This is a genomic window from Streptomyces sp. NPDC090022, from assembly GCF_044748145.1.
Lineage (GTDB): Bacteria > Actinomycetota > Actinomycetes > Streptomycetales > Streptomycetaceae > Streptomyces.
Genome location: NZ_JBIVFN010000037.1, coordinates 30,101 through 50,342, shown reverse-complemented (window position 1 = coordinate 50,342; position 20,242 = coordinate 30,101). Strand labels below are relative to the sequence as shown.

General features: G+C 75.4%; 14 protein-coding genes. 9 read left to right on the top strand and 5 right to left on the bottom strand.

The window, feature by feature from the left end; translation table 11 throughout:
• Positions 1 to 196 precede the first annotated feature (196 nt).
• Complete coding sequence (locus tag ACIPXB_RS35400; RefSeq protein ID WP_401456806.1) at positions 197 to 982, bottom strand: esterase/lipase family protein; 786 nt, start codon at positions 980 to 982, stop codon at positions 197 to 199.
• A gap of 234 nt (positions 983 to 1,216) precedes the next feature.
• On the opposite strand from ACIPXB_RS35400, the gene ACIPXB_RS35395 reads away from it, so the two are divergent.
• Positions 1,217 to 1,624, top strand: a complete 408-nt coding sequence (locus tag ACIPXB_RS35395) for a cobalamin B12-binding domain-containing protein (protein ID WP_401456803.1) — start codon at positions 1,217 to 1,219, stop codon at positions 1,622 to 1,624.
• Positions 1,625 to 1,745: 121 nt separating this feature from the next.
• Here ACIPXB_RS35395 and ACIPXB_RS35390 read toward each other — a convergent pair whose 3' ends face one another.
• A complete protein-coding gene (locus ACIPXB_RS35390; RefSeq protein WP_401456802.1) occupies positions 1,746 to 3,473 on the bottom strand; it encodes a DUF5691 domain-containing protein in 1,728 nt (575 codons plus the stop codon).
• A 124-nt stretch (positions 3,474 to 3,597) separates the two neighbouring features.
• Positions 3,598 to 4,944, bottom strand: a complete 1,347-nt coding sequence (locus tag ACIPXB_RS35385; protein ID WP_401456800.1) for an SWIM zinc finger family protein — start codon at positions 4,942 to 4,944, stop codon at positions 3,598 to 3,600.
• Between the two features lie 141 nt (positions 4,945 to 5,085).
• On the opposite strand from ACIPXB_RS35385, the gene ACIPXB_RS35380 reads away from it, so the two are divergent.
• From ACIPXB_RS35380 to sucD, 5 genes are all read left to right on the top strand, one after another.
• Positions 5,086 to 6,186, top strand: a complete 1,101-nt coding sequence (locus tag ACIPXB_RS35380) for an AAA family ATPase (protein WP_401456799.1) — start codon at positions 5,086 to 5,088, stop codon at positions 6,184 to 6,186.
• Positions 6,183 to 8,492, top strand: a complete 2,310-nt coding sequence (locus ACIPXB_RS35375) for a DUF5682 family protein (protein ID WP_401456798.1) — start codon at positions 6,183 to 6,185, stop codon at positions 8,490 to 8,492. The genes ACIPXB_RS35380 and ACIPXB_RS35375 overlap by 4 nt, the downstream gene beginning before the upstream one ends.
• Before the next feature lie 154 nt (positions 8,493 to 8,646).
• The gene (locus tag ACIPXB_RS35370) at positions 8,647 to 9,861 is read left to right on the top strand and encodes a vWA domain-containing protein (RefSeq protein WP_401456796.1); all 1,215 of its coding nucleotides are present in this window, start codon (positions 8,647 to 8,649) and stop codon (positions 9,859 to 9,861) included.
• 258 nt (positions 9,862 to 10,119) lie between these two features.
• Complete coding sequence (sucC, locus tag ACIPXB_RS35365; protein ID WP_401456794.1) at positions 10,120 to 11,301, top strand: ADP-forming succinate--CoA ligase subunit beta; 1,182 nt, start codon at positions 10,120 to 10,122, stop codon at positions 11,299 to 11,301.
• Between the two features lie 23 nt (positions 11,302 to 11,324).
• Positions 11,325 to 12,218: a succinate--CoA ligase subunit alpha gene (gene sucD, locus ACIPXB_RS35360; protein WP_401456792.1), complete on the top strand. Its 894-nt coding sequence runs from the start codon at positions 11,325 to 11,327 to the stop codon at positions 12,216 to 12,218.
• A 308-nt stretch (positions 12,219 to 12,526) separates the two neighbouring features.
• Here the strand turns inward: sucD and ACIPXB_RS35355 are convergent, their stop codons facing one another.
• Positions 12,527 to 14,107 carry a helix-turn-helix domain-containing protein gene (locus ACIPXB_RS35355; protein ID WP_401456790.1) on the bottom strand — a complete coding sequence of 527 codons (1,581 nt, stop codon included), beginning with the start codon at positions 14,105 to 14,107 and terminating at the stop codon, positions 12,527 to 12,529.
• Positions 14,108 to 14,226: 119 nt separating this feature from the next.
• Between ACIPXB_RS35355 and ACIPXB_RS35350 the strand changes: the two genes are divergently transcribed.
• On the top strand, positions 14,227 to 16,677 hold the full coding sequence (locus ACIPXB_RS35350) for a DUF6350 family protein (RefSeq protein WP_401456789.1): 2,451 nt from the start codon (positions 14,227 to 14,229) through the stop codon (positions 16,675 to 16,677).
• Between the two features lie 364 nt (positions 16,678 to 17,041).
• On the opposite strand, the gene ACIPXB_RS35345 is transcribed toward ACIPXB_RS35350, so the two are convergent.
• Entirely contained in the window at positions 17,042 to 17,641 is a 600-nt protein-coding gene (locus ACIPXB_RS35345; protein ID WP_401456787.1) for a hypothetical protein, read from the bottom strand.
• Positions 17,642 to 17,879: 238 nt separating this feature from the next.
• On the opposite strand from ACIPXB_RS35345, the gene purN reads away from it, so the two are divergent.
• Together purN and purH are read left to right on the top strand one after the other, a co-directional pair.
• The gene (gene purN, locus ACIPXB_RS35340; protein WP_401456784.1) at positions 17,880 to 18,494 is read left to right on the top strand and encodes a phosphoribosylglycinamide formyltransferase; all 615 of its coding nucleotides are present in this window, start codon (positions 17,880 to 17,882) and stop codon (positions 18,492 to 18,494) included.
• On the top strand, positions 18,491 to 20,074 hold the full coding sequence (gene purH, locus ACIPXB_RS35335; protein WP_401456782.1) for a bifunctional phosphoribosylaminoimidazolecarboxamide formyltransferase/IMP cyclohydrolase: 1,584 nt from the start codon (positions 18,491 to 18,493) through the stop codon (positions 20,072 to 20,074). The genes purN and purH overlap by 4 nt, the downstream gene beginning before the upstream one ends.
• Positions 20,075 to 20,242 lie beyond the last annotated feature (168 nt).

Genomic DNA, 20,242 nt, shown 5'->3' with positions numbered 1-20,242 from the left:
GGGCCTGGGTGGCCGGGGAATGGGAGGTTCCCCGGAGGAGAGCAGTGGCGTGACTGTACCCGGCGGTCACTGGCGACGACAATCTTCCGGGGGTTCCGGTTCCTCAGGAACCGGGCATTCGGCTGTCTTTCGGTCGCCGCAAGGCGGAGCCTTGGCCTTGAGTTCGAAATACGTTCGACAAAAGGCCGGTTGTCGTTCACGCGACGGAGGCGGCTCCGGGGGCCTCGGGGACGGCCTGTGCCGGCCCGTCCAGGGCCCGCCGGACGGCGGCGATGACGGCCGGGTGCGCGGGCAGCGCCAGGTGCCCGATCCCGGTGACCTGCACGTTCACCGCCATCAGGTCGGGATGCTCGAGACGGGCGGTGCCGGCCGGGCTCATCACCGTGTCGAACTCGGCCCAGAACGCCACGCACCGGGTGCGGCAGCCGGGCGCCGGCGCGTTCAGTTCCGCCATCACCTCGGAGTCCGGGCGCATCTGCCGGACCAGCGGGTGCGCGTCCATGAAGGGCGCGGCGCGGGTGCCCCCGTGCGGGGTGCCGAGCGTGACCAGCGTGCGCACCCGCGCGTCGCCGCCGAGCCGCTGGACGTAGTAGCGGCACACCAGCCCGCCCAGGCTGTGCCCGACCACGTCCACCCGCTCCTGCCCGGTGCGCTCGCACAGCTCCTCGACGCGCGCGGCGAGCAGCCGGGCGGTGGACCGCAGGTCGCGCGTGAAGGGGGAGTAGTTGTACGCCTCGACCCGGCGCAGGCCGTCGGCGCCGAGCGCCCGGCGCAGCAGCACGAACACCGACCGGTTGTCGCTGAACCCGTGGAGGAGGAGGACGGGCGGCCGGGTCTGGCCCTGGGCGAGGGGCCGGATCCTCTCCTGTGCCACACCGGTCGGATAGAGGGCGAGATGTCCGGCGAGCACGGCCACCTCCAGGGCGGCGGCGCGCAGCGCGGCACCGGATCGCGGCACGGTGAACGTGAACGACAGCCCCATCGACGGCCCCCCTGTGGCTCCGGCTGCCGATCCGTGCCGTTCTGCGGCGATGTGCCGCGCCACCGTGCCGTGCGGCTGACGGCGCGGTGGCGCGGCGACTCGTTGCGGCTCTCCTTGCGACCGGTGCGTGTGAATCAATGGCGTCCCACGTGTGATTTCCCCCTCGTGCTTGACCGCGAAACGACGCGGTGCGCGATGCTGTACTTAACGTTCGTTCACTCGGGAGGCAGTGCGATGGGTGTGACCGGTCCGATCCGTGTGGTGGTGGCCAAGCCGGGTCTCGACGGCCACGACCGCGGCGCCAAGGTCATCGCGCGGGCCCTGCGCGACGCGGGCATGGAGGTCATCTACACGGGCCTGCACCAGACCCCCGAGCAGATCGTCGACACCGCGATCCAGGAGGATGCCGACGCGATCGGGCTGTCGATCCTCTCCGGCGCGCACAACACGCTGTTCGCGCGGGTGCTGGACCTGCTGAAGGAACGCGACGCGGAGGACATCAAGGTCTTCGGCGGCGGCATCATCCCGGAGGACGACATCGCCCCGCTGAAGGCGAAGGGCGTCGCCGAGATCTTCACCCCGGGCGCCACCACCACCGCGATCGTGGACTGGGTCCGCGCCCACGTCCGCCCCGCCGTCTGACGCCCGTCCGAGCCCGCCGTCCTGCCCCCGCCGCTCGAGCCGGTCGGCGCCGGCGGGCTCGACGCCGGCGTCCACCCGGCGGATGCCGGGTCGGGCGGCCGCCAGGTCGGGCGGCTGCCGGTCAGGCGGGTGGCGGGGTCAGTTCGGCCAGCATCGCCGCGCGCAGCCGCAGGGTCGCCACCAGCCGCTGGAACGCCTCCGCCCAGTAGCCCCCGGCGCCGGGCGAGGCGTCCGGCGGATCGTCGTACGCGGCGGTCAGCGCCTCGAGGTGGCCGGCCTCGGTGGGGTCCAGGCAGCGTTCCGCCAGGCCCATGACCCCGCTGAAGCTCCACGGGTAGCTCCCCGCCTCCCGGGCTATGTCGAGCGCGTCCACGACCGCCCGCCCCAGCGGCGCCGACCACGGCACCGCGCACACGCCCAGCAGCTGGAACGCCTCCGACAACCCGTGGGCCCGCACGAACTCCGCGACCCACCCGGCCCGTTCCTCCCGCGGCAGCGTCTGCAGCAGCTTGGCCCGCTCCGCCAGAGACGCCGTCGCCGGCCCGGCCGCGGGCGGCGCCGCCGCCGACCCCAGCAGGGCCCGCGACCACTGGGGATCCCGCTGCCGCACCGCGGCCCGGCACCAGGCCGCGTGCAGCTCCTCCCGCCACTCCTCGGCCATCGGCAGCGCCAGGATCGCCGCCGGGTCCAGCCCCCCGAACCGCTCCCGCCAGCAGGCCAGCGGGGCCGCCTCCACCAGTTGCCCCAGCCACCACGCCCGCTCCCCCCGGCCGGCGGGCGGACGCCTGACCACCCCGTCCCGCTGCATCCCCGCGTCGCAGTCCGCCGGCGGCACCACTCCCTTCGGGCCCACGCAGGCCAGCGCCCGCCGCGCCTGCCGGGCCGCCAGCGCGGAGGTGGGCAGCGCCGACAGCAGCTCGGCGGCCGTCGCACGTACGTTGCGGCTGCGGTCGCCCAGCGCCGCTTCCAGGAACGGCTCGTCCCGCTCCGACAGCCCCACCCGCAGCGAATCGAGGAACATCAGCCGGTCCTCGGCCCGTTCGGTGGCCCAGGTGCCCGACAGCAGCTGGGTCGCCGCCGCCGGATCGTACGCCCGGACCGCCCCCAGCAGCGCCACCCGCTCCGCGAACAGCCCCTCCTGCCACAGCCGTTCCACGCCCGCCCCGTCCCCGGGATCCGGCAGCTCCCCGCCGCCCGCCCCGCTGCGCAGCGCGAACCGCCACTCCGGATTCAGCCGGGCCAGCCACAGCCCCCGCGCCCCGGCCAGAGCCAGCGCCTGCGGGCGCAGATCCGTACGGGCCTTGGCGGCGTCCAGCAGCGCCGGCACGAGCGCGGCCGGTGCCCGGTACCCCCACCGCGACGCGGCCGCCAGCCACTGCGGCAGCAGCTCCGTCAGATCCGGCGCCGCCCCGCGCCGCCCGCCGGCGCCCGCACCGCCCCGGCCGGCCAGCAGCTGCGCCAGCCGGCGGCGCGCGGCCTCCGGCGGGGCCGGCCGCGGATCGTCGGCCACCGGATCGGGTCGGGCCCCCGCCTCGGCCGGCCGCAGCCCCGCCCGCCGCCGCACCGCCAGGACCGCCGCCGCGTCGAGCAGGGCCCCCGGCGTCCCGCCACGTCTGCGGTCGGTCCCCAGCGTCGCCGCCCCGACCAGCCCCTCCCAGTCCACGGCCGCCTCCTCCCCGTGCCCCGTCGGCTCCCAGTCCCCGACCGGCTCCTTCCCGCGCCCGACCGGCTCCCAGCCCCCGCTGAACTCCTCCCTTTCCCCGGCTGGCTCCTTCCGGTCCCCGCCCCGCTGTCCGTCCATCCGCCCGGTCGTCTCCCCGTCCCGCCGCCGCTCCCGAACCCCGCTCATCGAAACCCCTCCCTCGCCTGTGGTGCGCCCCGGTCCCGCCCCCTCCGCGGGACCGGGGCAGCTCGTGCCGGTGTGTGTCAGGTCGCGTGGTTGTCGTTCACAAGCCCCCCAGTCGTCCTTCGGTTCAGCCCAGGGCCACCGGCTCCGCCGTGTCCGGCGCCCAGGCCGTCAGCGGGGTGAACCCGCGGTGGCCGCATTCGCCGAACACCGTCACCGGGCCCCCGCCCGACAGCGCGGCCAGCTGCCACAGCCCGGACCGGGTGCGCGCCCCGGACGGCGGCACCGGCAGGGCGGACTTCCCCTCCGCGTCCGCCAGTTGCCAGCCGTGCTCGCCCGGTATCGGCACCACCTGGCCCAGCACCACCGGCCAGGCGTCCAGCCACGGGTCCTCGCGCAGCGCCGCCCCGTACGCGTCCAGCGCCTCGCCCGTCGAGACGCCGGCCGGTGCGTGCGGGAACGGGACCGGCGCGGCGAACCGCTCGCCGAGCTCCGCCCGCAGCCCCGCGCCGCCCGGCCGGAACCGGGCCTGCGCGTCGAGCACCAGGCCCACCGGCAGCGCGAGCTGCGGCGGCCGGCCGGGCGGCCCGAAGTCCAGCACGAGGGCCGGGCGGCCGCTCTCCAGACCGCGCAACCAGATCCGGCGGGTGGTGAGCCGCCCGTCCGGCGAGACGGAGTCGTGCTGCGCCAGGACCAGCCAGTGGTCCCGCACCGCCGCCCCCGCCACCGCTCCCGGCAGGCCCACCCGGGCCCGGACCGTCGCGGCCAGCGGCTCGGGCAGAGCGGCCACGCCCAGCCAGGCCCGGTCCAGCAGGTGCAGCAGCGCGCACTCCTCCAGCATCCGGCCGGGCCAGCCCGCGCCGGAGCTCGGTATCGTGCCCAGCTCCCGCACCCGCGCGGCCAGTCCCGGCGCCTGCGCGTCGACCATCCGGGCCGCCGTCTCCTCCCACTGCGCGTACCCCGCCGCCTCCTGTCCGGCCAGACCGCCGCGCACCAGGTCGGCCAGCCGCTGCTCCAGCTCGCTCACCCCCGCCCCGATCCGCGCGGCCCGCCGCTCGGCCCGTCTGCGGGCCGCTTCCGGGTCGGCCGGAGCGCCGGCCGACCCGGAAGCGGCGGCCGGACGCGCCGCCTTCGCGGCCCGCTCGGCCAGCCATTCCCCGGCCCAGTCCGGCGCCTCGGCCGCTTCCCCCAGCCCCTCGGCCGCCCAGAGCAGCAGCAGCCCCAGCGCGTGCTTGCACGGGAACTTCCGGCTCGGGCAGGAGCACTTGTACGCCGGTCCCGTCAGGTCCACCACCGTCCGGTACGGCGTACTGCCGCTGCCCTTGCACAACCCCCACACCGAACCGGAAGCGGAACCTCCGGTCCGGGACCACGGACCCGCCGAGCCGAGCTTGCCCCCCGCCTTGCGCGACGCCTCGTCAGGAGCCAGAGCCAGTACCTGTTCCGCCGTCCAGCGGACCTGCTGCTCAGTCATGGAAACCACCGTAGGCACTCCCACTGACAATGCGTCTGACCTGCAACAACGGTAGGAAAAGGGGGCGTTGTCAGTGGGGTGGTGCACCGTGGAGTACAGCAGTCGCCGCGCGGCTGCCGAGCCTGGAGGGGGAGCATCACCATGTCCGAGAAGACCGCGAACGCCGAGGCGCTGCGACCGCACGCCGAGGACGCCTACGCCCACGAACTGAAAGCCCTCGCCGCCGCCGACGACCGGCCCCGTCCGGCCCGCTGGAAGCTCTCGCCGTGGGCCGTCGCCACCTACCTGCTCGGCGGCACCCTCGGTGACGGCACGGTCATCACGCCCAAGTACGTGGGCCCGCGCCGGATCGTCGAGGTCGCCGTCACCACCCTCGCCACCGACCGCGCCCTGCTCCTGCTCGGCGTCCCCGGCACCGCCAAGACCTGGGTCTCCGAGCACCTGGCCGCCGCCGTCAGCGGCGACTCCACCCTGCTCGTCCAGGGCACCGCCGGCACCCCGGAGGAGGCGATCCGGTACGGCTGGAACTACGCCCGCCTCCTCGCCCACGGCCCCAGCCGCGACGCCCTCGTCCCCAGCCCCGTCATGCGCGCCATGGCCGAGGGCATGACCGCGCGCGTCGAGGAACTCACCCGTATCCCCGCCGACGTCCAGGACACGCTCATCACCGTGCTGTCCGAGAAGACCCTGCCCATACCCGAACTCGGCGAAGAGGTGCAGGCCGTGCGCGGCTTCAACCTCATCGCCACCGCCAACGACCGCGACCGCGGGGTCAACGAACTCTCCAGCGCGCTGCGCCGCCGCTTCAACACCGTGGTGCTGCCGCTGCCCGCGACGGCCGACGCCGAGGTCGACATCGTCGCCCGTCGCGTCGACCAGATGGGCCGCGCCCTGGACCTGCCGGCCGTTCCCGAGGGCATGGACGAGATCCGCCGCGTCGTGACCGTCTTCCGCGAGCTGCGCGAGGGCGTCACCGGCGACGGCCGGACGAAGGTCAAGTCGCCCAGCGGCACCCTGTCCACGGCCGAGGCCATCTCCGTGGTCACCGGCGGCCTCGCGCTCGCCGCCCACTTCGGCGACGGCGTGCTGCGCCCCTCCGACGTGGCGGCCGGGATCCTCGGCGCCGTCGTGCGCGACCCGGCCGCCGACAAGGTGGTCTGGCAGGAGTACCTGGAGGCCGTCGTGCGCGAGCGGGACGGCTGGAAGGACTTCTACCGCGCCTGCCGGGAGGTGACGGCGTGAGCGGCGGGACCACGGGGCCGCTGTTGCTGGGCGTACGACACCACGGCCCCGGCTCCGCGCGCGCGGTGCGGGCGGCCCTGGACGCGGCCCGGCCGGCAGCCGTCCTGATCGAGGGCCCGCCGGAGGGGGACGCGCTGCTGCCGCTGGCAGCCGACCCCGCCATGCGGCCGCCCGTCGCGCTGCTCGCGCACGCGGCCGACGACCCGGGCCGGGCGGCGTTCTGGCCGCTGGCCGAGTTCTCGCCCGAATGGGTGGCGGTGCGCTGGGCCCTGGCCGAGCGGGTCCCGGTCCGCTTCATCGACCTCCCGGCCGCCCACACGCTGGCGGAACGGGACGAGGAGAAGGAGAAGGAGGAGAGGAAGGGGAAGGGGGAGGGGGAGGGGGAGGACGAAGGGCGGGAGCCGGGGGCCGGCGGACCCGACGCGGTGCGGCTGGACCCGCTCGCGGTGCTGGCGGAGACCGCCGGGTACGACGACCCGGAACGCTGGTGGGAGGACGTCGTCGAGCACCGGGGCGCGGGCTCCGCCGACCCGGTCGCCGCCTTCGAGGCCCTCGGCGACGCCATGGCCGCCCTGCGCGAGACCTACGGGGACGGCGGCCACGCCCGCGACCTGGTCCGCGAGGCCCACATGCGGCAGCGGATGCGGGCCGCCCGCCGCGAGTTCGGGGACGCCTACGCGGTGGTGTGCGGGGCCTGGCACGTGCCGGCGCTGCGCGCGAGAACCACGGTGGCCGCGGACCGGGCCCTGCTCGCCGGGCTGCCCAAGGTCAAGGTGGAGACCACCTGGGTGCCCTGGACCCACCGGCGCCTGGCCCGGGCCGGAGGCTACGGGGCGGGCATCACCTCGCCCGGCTGGTACGGGCACCTGTTCGCCGCGCCCGACCGGCCCGTCGAGCGCTGGCTGACCAAGGTCGCCGGGCTGCTGCGGGAGGAGGACCGCCAGGTCTCCTCGGCCCACGTCATCGAGGCGGTCCGGCTCGCCGACACCCTGGCCGCCGTGCGCGGGCGCCCGCTGGCCGGCCTGACCGAGACCCTGGAGGCGGTCCGGGCGGTGATGTGCGACGGCTCCGACGTGCCGCTCGCGCTCATCGAGGACCGGCTCGTCGTCGGGGACGCGCTGGGCGAAGTCCCCGACGCCGCGCCCGTCGTGCCCCTCCAGCGGGACCTGACGCGCCAGCAGCGCTCGCTGCGGCTCAAGGCGCAGGCGCAGGAGCGCGAACTGGAGCTCGATCTGCGCAAGGACTCCGACGCCGCCAAGAGCCTGCTGCTGCACCGGCTGCGGCTGCTCGGCGTCGACTGGGGCATACCGGCCGCCTCCCGGGGCAGCACCGGCACGTTCCGCGAGACCTGGCGGCTGCGCTGGGAGCCGGAGCTGTCGGTGCGGGTCGCCGAGGCCGGCATCTGGGGCACCACCGTCCTCGCCGCGGCCACCGGCCGGGCCGAGGCGGACGCGGCCGCCACGGGCGAGCTCGGCGAGGTGACCTCGCTGGCCGAACGCTGCCTGCTGGCCGGTCTGCCCGAGGCGCTCCCGGCGGTCCTGCGGGCCCTGGCCGACCGGGCCGCCCTGGACACCGACGTGGCCCGGCTCGCCAAGGCGTTGCCGGCCCTGGCCCGGTCCCTGCGGTACGGGGACGTCCGGGGCACCGACACGGCGGCGCTGGGCACGGTCGCGGCCGGGCTCGCCGACCGTATATGCGTCGCGCTGCCGCCGGCCTGCGCCGGGCTGGACGCGGACGGCGCCGCGGAGCTGCGCGGCCACGTGGACGCGGTGCACGGCGCGGTGGGCCTGCTGGAGGACGAGGGGCTGCGCGAGCGCTGGTCGGCGGTGTTGCGGACGCTGGCCGGCCGGGACACCGTGCCGGGCGTCATCCGCGGCCGGGCCGTGCGGCTCCTGCTCGACGAGGGCCGGCTGGAGGCGGCGGACACCGCCCGCCTGATGGGTCTCGCGCTCTCCCCGGCGGCCGCGCCCGCCGACGCGGCCGGCTGGATCGAGGGCTTCGCGGGCGGCGCGGCGGGCGGCGGCACCCTGCTGGTCCACGACGACCGGCTGCTCGCGCTGATCGACGCCTGGCTGACCGGCATACCGGCGGGCGCGTTCACGGACGTCCTGCCGCTGCTGCGGCGTACGTTCGGCGCGTACGAACCGGGCGTCCGGCGGACCCTGGGTGAACTGGTGCGCCGCGGGCCGGGTGCCCCGGCCGCGGCGCGGGGCGCGGCACCCGCGGGTTTCGCCCCCGAGCTGGACCCGGAGCGTGCGGACGCGGTGGTTCCGCTGGTGCGGATGCTGCTGGCCGCCGCGGGCTGACCCGCGCCCCACGACGACGCCGCACGACGACGCCGCACGACGACGCCGCACGACGACGCCCCACGACGACGCCGCACGACCGCGCCGTCACGACGACAGCACTCGACGTATCACTCGGCGAACCGAGACCAACCGACCGGAGGGGGACGGACACATGACCGGAACGGACACCGCGCAGCCGGACGCGACGGGCAGGGCTGACCTGGCGGGCACGGCGGACGTGGCGGGGGAGCGGCTGCGGCGGTGGCGGCTGGTCCTCGGCGGGGGCGAGGCCGACGGCACCGGCTGCGCCCTCCGCGGGCGGGACGTGGGCATGGACGCGGCACTCGGCGCGCTGTACGGGGGCACCACCGGGGCCGGGAGCCGGAAGGCGGCCGGGGAGCGGTCGGCCGGGCTCGGCGGGTCCGCGCCGAACGTGGCGCGCTGGCTCGGCGACATCCGTACGTACTTCCCCAGCTCCGTCGTCCAGGTCATGCAGCGCGACGCGATCGAGCGGCTCGGGCTGTCCGCGCTGCTGCTGGAGCCGGAGATGCTGGAGGCCGTCGAGCCCGACGTCCACCTGGTCGGCACCCTGCTCTCGCTCGGCAAGGCGATGCCCGACACCACCCGGGAGACCGCCCGTGCGGTCGTCCGCAAGGTCGTCGAGCAGCTGGAGAAGAAGCTCGCCACGCGCACACGGGCCACGCTCACCGGCGCCCTCGACCGGTCCGCGCGGATCAGCCGTCCCCGCCACCACGAGATCGACTGGAACCGCACCATTCGGGCCAATCTCAAGAACTACCTGCCCGAGTACCGCACCGTGGTGCCCGAGCGCCTCGTCGGCCACGGCCGCGCCGGCCAGTCGGTGAAGAAGGAGGTGATCCTCTGCATCGACCAGTCCGGTTCGATGGCCGCCTCCGTCGTCTACGCCTCCGTCTTCGGGGCCGTCCTCGCCTCCATGCGTTCGCTGACGACCCGCCTCGTCGTGTTCGACACCGCCGTCGTGGACCTGACCGAGGAGCTCGACGACCCGGTGGACGTCCTCTTCGGCACCCAGCTCGGCGGCGGTACCGACATCAACCGGGCGCTCGCCTACTGCCAGTCCAAGATCACCCGCCCCGCCGACACCGTCGTGGTCCTGATCAGCGATCTCTACGAGGGCGGGATCCGCAACGAGATGCTGGGGCGGGTCGCGGCGATGCAGGCGGCGGGGGTCCGGTTCGTGACGCTCCTGGCCCTCTCCGACGAGGGCGCCCCGGCCTACGACCGCGAGCACGCGGCGGCGCTGGCCGCCCTCGGCTCCCCGGCCTTCGCCTGCACCCCCGACCTCTTCCCCGACGTGATGGCCGCGGCGATCGAGAAGCGGCCCCTTCCGGTTCCCGAGGGGTGAGCCGTGACCGCGCGAAATCGTGAGATCACACGAATATCCAGCTCACACGTGAGGCGATCTGTGACAGGTATCACCGCTCATGTGTGATCCCTGATTTAGGGACCTAAGCCCCACGGGGATAACCTGCCGGACGGACATGCCGCGTCCACGGTCACCGTGTGCGCTCCCCTTGTGACAGCGCCGTCACGTTGCCCTCGCGGCACGCCCACGCAGACAACCGCGAACACTGCGAATCTTTAAGACAAGGGACGGACGCGCGTGGACCTGTTCGAGTACCAGGCGAGGGACCTCTTCGCCAAGCACGGTGTACCGGTGCTGGCCGGTGAAGTCATCGACACGCCTGAGGCGGCGCGCGAGGCCACCGAGCGGCTGGGCGGCAAGTCGGTCGTCAAGGCGCAGGTGAAGGTCGGCGGCCGCGGCAAGGCCGGTGGCGTCAAGCTGGCCGCCACCCCGGACGAGGCCGTCGCCCGCGCGACGGACATCCTGGGCATGGACATCAAGGGCCACACGGTCCACAAGGTGATGATCGCGGAGACCGCTCCGGAGATCCTCGAGGAGTACTACGTCTCCTACCTCCTCGACCGCACCAACCGCACCTTCCTGGCCATGGCCTCGGTCGCGGGCGGCATGGACATCGAGCAGGTCGCCGAGGAGACCCCGGAGAAGCTCGCCAAGGTCCCGGTGAACGCCAACGAGGGCGTGACCATCGAGAAGGCCCGCGAGATCGTGGAGCTCGCGCAGTTCCCGGCCGAGGTCGCCGAGAAGGTCGCCGCGGTCCTCGTGACCCTGTGGGACACCTTCATCGCCGAGGACGCCCTCCTCGTCGAGGTCAACCCCCTCGCCAAGGTCGCCAACGGCGACGTCATCGCCCTCGACGGCAAGGTCTCGCTCGACGAGAACGCCGAGTTCCGCCAGCCGGGCCACGAGGAGTTCGTGGACCACGCAGCCGCGAACCCGCTCGAGGCCGCCGCCAAGGCCAAGAACCTCAACTACGTCAAGCTCGACGGCGAGGTCGGCATCATCGGCAACGGCGCGGGTCTCGTCATGAGCACCCTGGACGTCGTCGCCTACGCCGGTGAGAACCACGGTGGCGTCAAGCCCGCCAACTTCCTGGACATCGGCGGTGGCGCCTCCGCCGCCGTCATGGCCAACGGTCTCGAGATCATCCTCGGCGACCCGGACGTCAAGTCCGTCTTCGTCAACGTCTTCGGCGGCATCACCGCCTGCGACGAGGTCGCCAACGGCATCGTCCAGGCCCTCCAGCTGCTCAAGGACAAGGGCGAAGAGGTCACCAAGCCGCTCGTCGTCCGCCTCGACGGCAACAACGCCGAGCTGGGTCGCAAGATCCTCTCGGACGCCAACCACCCGCTGGTGCAGCGCGTGGACACCATGGACGGCGCGGCCGACAAGGCCGCCGAGCTCGCTGCGGCTGCGAAGTAAAGGGACGAGGTCACAGACTCACCATGGCTATCTTCCTCAACAAGGACAGCAAGGTCATCGTCCAGGGCATGACCGGTGCCACGGGCATGAAGCACACCAAGCTGATGCTCGCCGACGGCACGAACATCGTCGGCGGCGTGAACCCGCGCAAGGCCGGCACGTCCGTCGACTTCGACGGCACCGAGGTCCCGGTCTTCGGCACCGTCGCCGAGGCGATGGAGAAGACGGGCGCCAACGTCTCCGTCCTCTTCGTCCCGCCGGCCTTCGCCAAGGCCGCCGTCGTCGAGGCCATCGACGCCGAGATCCCGCTGGCCGTCGTCATCACCGAGGGCATCGCGGTGCACGACTCCGCCGCCTTCTGGGCGTACGCGACCGCCAAGGGCAACAAGACCCGGATCATCGGCCCGAACTGCCCCGGCCTGATCACCCCCGGCCAGTCCAACGCCGGCATCATCCCGGGTGACATCACCAAGCCCGGCAAGATCGGTCTCGTGTCCAAGTCCGGCACGCTGACCTACCAGATGATGTACGAGCTGCGCGACATCGGCTTCACCTCCGCCGTCGGCATCGGTGGCGACCCGGTCATCGGCACCACGCACATCGACGCCCTGGAGGCCTTCGAGGCCGACCCGGAGACCGAGCTCATCGTCATGATCGGCGAGATCGGCGGCGACGCCGAGGAGCGCGCGGCGGACTTCATCGCATCGAGCGTCACCAAGCCGGTCGTCGGCTACGTCGCGGGCTTCACCGCCCCCGAGGGCAAGACCATGGGCCACGCCGGCGCCATCGTCTCCGGCTCCTCCGGCACCGCGCAGGCCAAGAAGGAGGCCCTCGAGGCCGCCGGCGTCAAGGTCGGCAAGACGCCGACCGAGACCGCCAAGCTGGCGCGCGAGATCCTGAACGGCGCGGGCGCCTGATCACCGCCTGATCCCGGCCTGACGCCGCGAGTACGGGCGTGGGCCCCCCCCCCGGGGGGGGGGGGGGGGCCCCCCCCGGTCCCCGGGGGGCCCGCCCGCGCCCCCCCCCCCGGGCCCCCCCCCGGCCCGCCCCCCCCCCCCGCCGGGCCACCCCCCCCCCCGCGCCCCCCCGGGGGGGGCGGGGGCGCCGGCCGGGGGGGGGCCCCCCCCCCCCCCCGCCCCCGCCCCCCCCCCCGGGGGCCGGGGGGGGCCCCCCCCCCGGGGGGGGGGGGGGGGCCCACGCCCGTTTCCGCGTGGTACCGGACGGCTCACTCGACCCGGGGCAGCAGCCGGGCCGGCCCGCTCTCCCGTTCCGTACGCAGCTTCTCCTGGAGCAGCCTGCGCTCCTCGGTCAGGTGCTGCGGGCCCGCGTGCGGCGGTACGCCGGACACGCTTGCGCCGGGCGCGATGCGCGGCACGTACCGGGTGGGCGCCGTGAACAGGGTGTACGTGGTGGCGGCCGCGATGCACGCCGTCAGGGTGAGCGCGGCCCGGGTCCACAGCCGGCTGCGCCGCTCGCCGGCCATCCGTACCACCACCGCGCGGCACGGCTCCAGCCGTACGGCGGGCCGCAGCGCGCACAGCTGTTCGTGCAGCACCGCCGACCGGCCCGAGGCCGGTACGGAGACCAGCTCGGGGACGCGGTGGGCGAGTTCGGCGTGCGCCCGCAGCAGCCGGGCGCCGGCGGCCGGGGTGCTGGCCTCGGTCTCGGCGGCCGTGTCGGGCAGGTCGAGGCCGACCCCGTCGTAGAGGAGCACGGTGCGGCGGTGCCGGGGCCGCAGCGCGAGCAGGGCGTCCATCAGGATCCGGTCGGCGGGGTCGGCCGGGGTCTTGTCGGGGTGCTTGCGGGGGCGGCGGAACACGTGCCAGGGGCTGAGCGCCCATTCGTATGCCGCCGCGCGCACCCATCCGACGGGGTCGGGGTCGGTGGCGACCTCCGGCCACCGCTCCCAGGCCCGCCGGAAGGCCCGCTCGACGGACTGCCGGGCGAGCGTGCGGCGGCCGGTGAGCAGGTAGGTCTGGCGGACCAGGGAGGGGGCGGCGTAGGCGTAGAGGGCGTCGAAGGCCTGACCGGGCGTGAGATGGACGACGGAGGCCCGGAATCCGCCCTCGGGAGGGACGGGATTGAGGCTGCGCCCCACCCGGCGGGGGCGCGCGGGGTCGGGGTCGGGGTCGGGCGGGCCGGTGGTGGCCTCTGGATGGCCGTCCGCCCGGGGATCCGGCGCGGGGTTCGTGCCCGTGCCCGTGCCCGTGGCCGGAGCCTGGGCGGGAGCCGGATCCGGGAGGGATTCGGGGCCGATCTCGGAGGCGTGGCGGCCCGGGGCCGGGGGCCTGTCGCCGGAGCCGGGCCGGGCGGGGAGGCCGGCGGGGGAGAAGGCCGGGCCGGCGTCCACCGGGGGCCCGGCCGCGGGCCGGCCCGCCCCGCCGGCGGTGAAGGCGGCCCGCAGTCCCTCGCCGCCGGCGCGCAGGGCGGCGGGCAGGTCGGCCGTGTCGTGGGCCAGGCCCGGCCAGGCCCACGCGGTGCCGGTGCCGCCACCCGAACTCGTATGCGGATCCGTACCCGTACCCGAACGCGAACCGGCATCCGTATGGACACCCGTATCGGTACCGCTATCCGTACCCGCATGCGTGCCTGTGTCCGTATCCGTGCCCAGGATCCTCGCGTAGGCCTGGCGCTTGTGGCCGCGCGGGCTCGTGCGGCCGGTCTCCCAGGAGCGGACCGTGGACGCGGACACGCCGAGCGACGCCGCGACGTCGTCGAGGCTGAGACCGACGGCTTCGCGCAGTCTGCGGCGCTCCTTGGGGGAGGGCAGGGGCAGTTCGGAGGGCGTGCCGGCGCTGGGTGTCATGCCGTTCTCCCCGTGACCCGGCAGCTCTGGGCGAAAAAGTACATAACCGTATATTGGGCGACACCACGGGTAATCGCCTGTTACGCGGCGTCAGCGCGTGTCGTTGGGACCATGGCGAGGTGACCCAAGTGACCGAACGCGGGACGTCGTTGCCGGCGCTCCCGCGGTCCGGCGGCCGCCGCCGTTCTCCGGCCGCCGCCGCGTGTGTGCTGAGCGGCGTCGTCGCCGCCGGGCTGGGACTCGGCTTCCTGGCCGTACTCGTCATGACCTTGTGGATCAGTTCGCCGTACCCCGACAGTGGGCCCGGCGGGGCGCTGCACCTCGCCGCCGGGCTGTGGCTGATGGCGCACGGCACTGAGCTGATCCGGTACGACACGCTGTCCGGCGCACCCGCGCCGGTGGGGGTGACGCCACTGCTCCTGCTGGCCCTGCCCGTGCTGCTGACGCGGCGTGCGGCGCGGCTGGCGACCGATGACGACGACGCGCTGCCGGCCGGGGCGGTGTTCTCGGCGGTGATGTGCGGCTACCTGGCGGTGGGGGCCGCCGCCACCGTGTACGCGGCCGGAGGGCCGATGCCGGCCGATCCGCTGAGCGCGGCCTGGCACGTGCCGCTGGTCACGGCGGCGGCCGCGGGTGGCGGGGTGTGGGCGGCACGGGGGCGGCCGCGGGGGCCGCTGCCGGCGTGGGTGCCGGAGGGCGTACGGCGGGCTGTCGCGCGCCCCCGGTACGCGCTGGCGCTGGGGGCCGGGGGCGCGGGGGCGCTCGTCCTGGTGGGCGGGGGCGCGCTGCTGCTCGGGGCGTCGCTGGTCTGGCACGCGCAGGCGGCACAGGAATCGTTCACGCAGCTGACGGGGGTGTGGTCGGGGCGGTTCGCGGTGCTGCTGCTGGCGGTCGGGCTGATCCCGAACGCGGCGGTGTGGGGCGCGGCGTACGGGCTCGGGCCGGGGTTCGAGCTGGGTACCGGTGCGGTCGCGACCCCGCTGGGCTTCGAGGGTTCGCCCGCGCTGCCGCACTTCCCGCTGCTGGCGGCGCTGCCGCCGGCGGGGGCGGGGGCGACGCCGACGTGGGCGGCGCTGGCGGCGCTGGCGGTGCCGGTGGTGGCCGGGCTGGTGGTGGGGTGGTTCGCGGTCCGGCGGGCGCGGGAGGTGTCGCTGGGGGAGACGGCGCTGACGGCGGCGCTGGGGGCGGTCGTGTGCGGACTGCTGCTCGCGGGGCTGGCGGGGGCGTCGGGCGGGGCGCTGGGCTCGGGGGAGCTGGCGCGGTTCGGGCCGGTGTGGTGGCAGGCGGGAGCGGCGGCGGCGGGCTGGACGCTGGCGCTGGCCGTACCGGTCGCGGTGGCGGTGCACCGGTGGCGGACGCGGCCGTCGTTCGCGCCCGAGCCGGCGGACGACGACTGGCACACGAACGCCGGGCGCGAGGCCCGCTGGGCGGCCCTGCGGCGCACCTCGGGCACGTTGATCCCGGACCTCACCCCGCCGGCGGAGCCCGTACCCCCGGTGGGGGTGACCGGGCCGCCGGCCCCGGAGGCCCCGCCGGGGCCACGGTCAGCGCCCCCCGCACCGTCGCCGGCCGCCGCCCCACCCGACCCCGGCACGCGACGCCAGGACCCTGCGGCTCCGCCGGCTCCGGGCGTTTCGGGGTCGGGGCCGTCGGGGTCCGAGGCTGCGGTGGACCCGGGCCTTGCAGGTCCGGGCGGGCCGGGGCCCAGGCTGTCGGGGTCGGGGGGCGTGGTGGAGCCGGGTTCCGCCGGAGTGGGCGGGGGGATGCGGCCGGGGCTGACCGGGCCCGGCGTGTCCGGCCTCCGGCGGCCAGGGGCATCGCGGCCTGGGGCCCCGGAGCCTGTCGCTCCGTCAGCCCGCGAGGCGCCGGGGCCGCGGCCGTCGGACTCCGCGGGCGATCGGGCCCTCGGCGGGCCGCGCCCGGCGGGTCCGGCCGGTCAGACGTCGGCACGGAGGCGTCGGCCCGGGACTGATGCGACCTCAGCCTCTCTGCTCTCGCGGCTCGGTGAGGCGTTGGCGTGGTTGCGGCCGTCGCGGTCCGCGGGGTCGGGGGGTGACCCGTCCGGGTCGTGTCCCCCGGCCCCTGTGGAGCCGTCGCGTCCGCCTCGGGCGGCGGATTCGGTGGCGGCCGGTACGGCTGGCGGGCGGCCGTCGGAGCGGGATCCGGCGGCGTCGTCGCCGGGGTGCCCGGGTTCGTCCGAGTACGGGCGTCCGGGGGCGCAGGCGCCCGACGCCGATGGGTCGCGGCTCGGTGAGGCGCTGGCGTGGCTGCGGCCGTCGCGGCCCGGCGGGCCGGCGGAAGCGCCGCTCGAGCCGGGGCCCGGCCTCGGCGGTGCGCGGCTGCTGGGGCCGCGGCCCCCGGCGGCGGCACCCGAGCCCTCCGGGGTCCCGTCGCCGAAGGCGCCGGGCGGGCCCGTGCCGGATCCGCCCGGTGCGGGGCTGAACGGCGCCAGGGCATGGCAGCGGACGCCGAAGCCCCCGGCCGAGCCGGCCCCGGCCGGACCGGAGAAGAAGCTGTCGCCGCCGGTGACGGGGGCGCGGGTGCTGCCGCGTCGGCGGCGCCAGCCGTGACCGTGGGCGGGCGCGGGCCTGGTCCCCCGCCCACTCGCCCCTCGTCGTCCGCGCGTCCGTGCGGGGGCGGCACGAGGGGCGCCGCATGGCCGGCCGGGCCCCTCCGGCAGCCTCGGCCGGAACGGCCGCCGTCCCGCCCGGCGGCCCGGCGGCCCGGCGGCCCGCCGGTCCACCGTCGTCACCTCCGGTGAGGAGCGTCGGGCCGCGGGGCCTGTGGCCTTGTGGGGCCTGGGTGCGGCGGAGCCGAGGGCCGCTTGTGCGGGCCGGCTCGGTCCGAGGCCGGGAGGGGACAAGGGGGCCGGGCCAGGACACCCGGCGTGTGCCGGGTCGGGCGTGGGCCGGGGGCGTCAGGTGGTGGGCGGGGTCAGCGCTTTACCTCTAGCCACGTGCCCAGGACGTTGTCCGGGAGGAGGTCGTTGCACTGCAGGGCCGCCGTCTGGGTCAGCGCGTCGTCGCGGCAGACGTGGAAGTCCTTGTAGACCAGCTGCACCGTGTACGAGCTCGCCGCCAGCAGGATCGCCAGGGACGCCGTGACCAGGCCGCCGATGGCCGCCGTGCGCTGCGGGCGGGCCGCCTCGCCCAGGGCCGCGAGCCCGTCGGCCCGGGGCGGGGTCCCCGCGGGCGTCTCCTCCGAGGGGTCGCGCTTCGCGCGCAGCGCGCTGATCCCCCAGTACAGGGCCAGCGCACCCAGCAGCAGCCCCACCGACGGGATCCCGAAGAGCCCGAAGAAGAAGCCCCACATACCGGCCAGCAGCGCGTAGCGGGCCCGCCGCTGGAGCGGGTCCGTCGGGTCCCAGCGGGCCGGGCCGCCCCCGGAGGGACCCTGTCCCTGGTCGCCGCCGCCGCCGCGGCGCTCGTGCTCGTTCGCGCCCTCGCGCGGCTGCCACGGCTGGTCGGGCCGCCCCTCGGGCGGCGCCGCGTAGGGGTTGTCGTCGGTGGAGGAGGGCTGACGGCGGTCCGGCATCGGGTGCGTTTCTTCCCCTGTGTCGTTGCTGTGACGGTGCGGTGAGGCGGGTGGTGAAGCGTGTGGTGGGACGTGTGGTCCAGACGCTACAGCTCGGCCGTGCCCCCGTCCCTCGGGGGCCGTCCGGTGTGCCGGTATCGTTGCAGGCGGTCGGTGGCTTCGTATGGTTCCCCGTATATAGGGGACCCGGAGTTTCGTACGATCATGCAAAGACGAATCCGCCCAGAAAGGGCCTTTCATGGCTGCCTCCCGCCTGGTCGTGCTGGTTTCCGGTTCCGGCACCAACCTCCAGGCCCTGCTCGACGCCATCGCCGCCGATCCCGAGGGGTACGGCGCCCGCGTCGTGGCCGTGGGGGCGGACCGGTCCGGCATCGCCGGGCTGGAGCGGGCCGAGCGGGCCGGGATCCCGACCTTTGTCTGCCCGGTCAAGGCGTACGACAGTCGCGAGGAGTGGGACGAGGCCCTGACCGCCGCCACCGCCGCCCACGAGCCCGACCTGGTGGTCTCCGCCGGGTTCATGAAGATCGTGGGGAAGAGGTTCATCGACACGTTCGGGGGCCGCTTCATCAACACCCACCCCGCGCTGCTGCCGGCCTTCCCCGGCGCGCACGGCGTGCGCGACGCGCTCGCGTACGGCGCGCGGGTCACCGGCTGCACCGTCCACTTCGTGGACGCCGGCGTGGACACCGGACCGATCATCGCCCAGGGTGTGGTCGAGGTCCGGGACGAGGACGACGAAGCCGCTCTCCATGAGCGCATCAAGGAAGTCGAGCGCAGGCTGCTCGTCGATGTCGTGGGGCGACTGGCCCGGCACGGCTACCGCATTGAGGGACGAAAGGTAACGATCCAGTGACCGCCGAAGGTACGACGAAGCGGCCGATCCGCCGTGCGCTCATCAGCGTCTACGACAAGACGGGCCTCGAGGAGCTCGCGCGCGGGCTGCACGACGCGGGCGTCACGCTGGTCTCGACCGGCTCCACCGCCTCGAAGATCGCCGCCGCCGGCGTCCCGGTCACCAAGGTCGAGGAGCTGACCGGCTTCCCCGAGTGCCTGGACGGCCGCGTCAAGACCCTGCACCCGCGCGTGCACGCCGGCATCCTCGCCGACCTGCGCCTGGAGAGCCACCGCGCGCAGCTGGCGGAGCTCGGTGTCGAGCCGTTCGACCTCGTCGTCGTCAACCTCTACCCGTTCCGCGAGACCGTCGCCTCCGGCGCGACGCCCGACGAGTGCGTCGAGCAGATCGACATCGGCGGGCCGTCCATGGTCCGCGCGGCGGCCAAGAACCACCCCTCCGTCGCGGTCGTGACGAGTCCCGCCCGCTACGCCGACGTGCTCGCCGCCGCCCAGGGCGGCGGTTTCGACCTCACGGCGCGCAAGCGCCTGGCCGCCGAGGCGTTCCAGCACACCGCCGCGTACGACGTCGCCGTCGCGTCCTGGTTCACGAACGCATACGCCCCCGAGGTCGAGGCCGAGGGGGAGGGCACCGCCCTGCCCGAGTTCCTCGCCGGGGCCTGGGAGCGCAAGGCCTCCCTGCGCTACGGGGAGAACCCCCACCAGCGGGCCGCCCTCTACACCGACGGGCAGCCGGGCGGACTCGCCAACGCCGAGCAGCTGCACGGCAAGGAGATGTCCTTCAACAACTATGTGGACACCGAGGCCGCCCGCCGGGCCGCCTACGACCACGACGGACCGTGCGTCGCCATCATCAAGCACGCCAACCCGTGCGGCATCGCCGTCGGCGCGGACATCGCCGAGGCGCACCGCAAGGCGCACGCCTGCGACCCGCTGTCGGCGTTCGGCGGTGTCATCGCCGTCAACCGCCCGGTGACGGTCGCGCTCGCCGAGCAGGTCGCCGAGATCTTCACCGAGGTCATCGCGGCCCCCGCGTACGAGGACGGCGCGCTGGAGGTCCTGGCCAAGAAGAAGAACATCCGCGTGCTGAAGGTGGACGGCGACCCGCACCAGCCCGGCGACCTCAAGCCGATCTCCGGCGGGGTGCTGCTCCAGGAGTCCGACGTCTTCCAGGCGGACGGCGACGACCCGTCCCACTGGACTCTGGCCACCGGTGACGCCCTCTCCGCGGCGGAGCTCGCCGACCTCGCCTTCGCGTGGAAGGCCTGCCGGGCGGTCAAGTCCAACGCCATCCTGCTCGCCAAGGACGGCGCCTCGGTCGGCGTCGGCATGGGCCAGGTCAACCGGGTCGACTCGGCGAAGCTCGCCGTCGAGCGGGCGGGCGCGGAGCGCGCGCAGGGCGCGTACGCCGCCTCCGACGCGTTCTTCCCGTTCCCGGACGGCCTGGAGATCCTGACGGCCGCGGGCATCAAGGCCGTGGTCCAGCCGGGCGGTTCGGTCCGCGACGAGCAGGTGGTCGAGGCCGCGCAGAAGGCGGGCGTGACGATGTACTTCACGGGGACGCGGCACTTCTTCCACTGACGCGTCGTTCCGCTGACGCGCGCAACGCGAAGGCCGCGCCCCGCACCGGATGGTGCGGGGCGCGGCCTGTTGTCCGCTCCGGAAGGTTCCGGTCCGGTCGGTCTGCTCCGGCTGCTCCGGCTGGTGTGCGAGCGGTCGCGTCCGTGGGGCGCGGAGCGGGTCGTACCG

Bases quoted from the DNA above. Each gene is read 5' to 3' on its own strand.
- ACIPXB_RS35390 (WP_401456802.1), bottom strand. From the start codon at position 3,473: ATGAGCGGGGTTCGGGAGCGGCGGCGGGACGGGGAGACGACCGGGCGG.
- ACIPXB_RS35355 (WP_401456790.1), bottom strand. From the start codon at position 14,107: ATGACACCCAGCGCCGGCACGCCCTCCGAACTGCCCCTGCCCTCCCCC.
- ACIPXB_RS35385 (WP_401456800.1), bottom strand. From the start codon at position 4,944: ATGACTGAGCAGCAGGTCCGCTGGACGGCGGAACAGGTACTGGCTCTG.
- ACIPXB_RS35400 (WP_401456806.1), bottom strand. From the start codon at position 982: ATGGGGCTGTCGTTCACGTTCACCGTGCCGCGATCCGGTGCCGCGCTG.
- sucD (WP_401456792.1), top strand. From the start codon at position 11,325: ATGGCTATCTTCCTCAACAAGGACAGCAAGGTCATCGTCCAGGGCATG.
- ACIPXB_RS35370 (WP_401456796.1), top strand. From the start codon at position 8,647: ATGACCGGAACGGACACCGCGCAGCCGGACGCGACGGGCAGGGCTGAC.
- ACIPXB_RS35380 (WP_401456799.1), top strand. From the start codon at position 5,086: ATGTCCGAGAAGACCGCGAACGCCGAGGCGCTGCGACCGCACGCCGAG.
- ACIPXB_RS35395 (WP_401456803.1), top strand. From the start codon at position 1,217: ATGGGTGTGACCGGTCCGATCCGTGTGGTGGTGGCCAAGCCGGGTCTC.
- ACIPXB_RS35345 (WP_401456787.1), bottom strand. From the start codon at position 17,641: ATGCCGGACCGCCGTCAGCCCTCCTCCACCGACGACAACCCCTACGCG.
- purN (WP_401456784.1), top strand. From the start codon at position 17,880: ATGGCTGCCTCCCGCCTGGTCGTGCTGGTTTCCGGTTCCGGCACCAAC.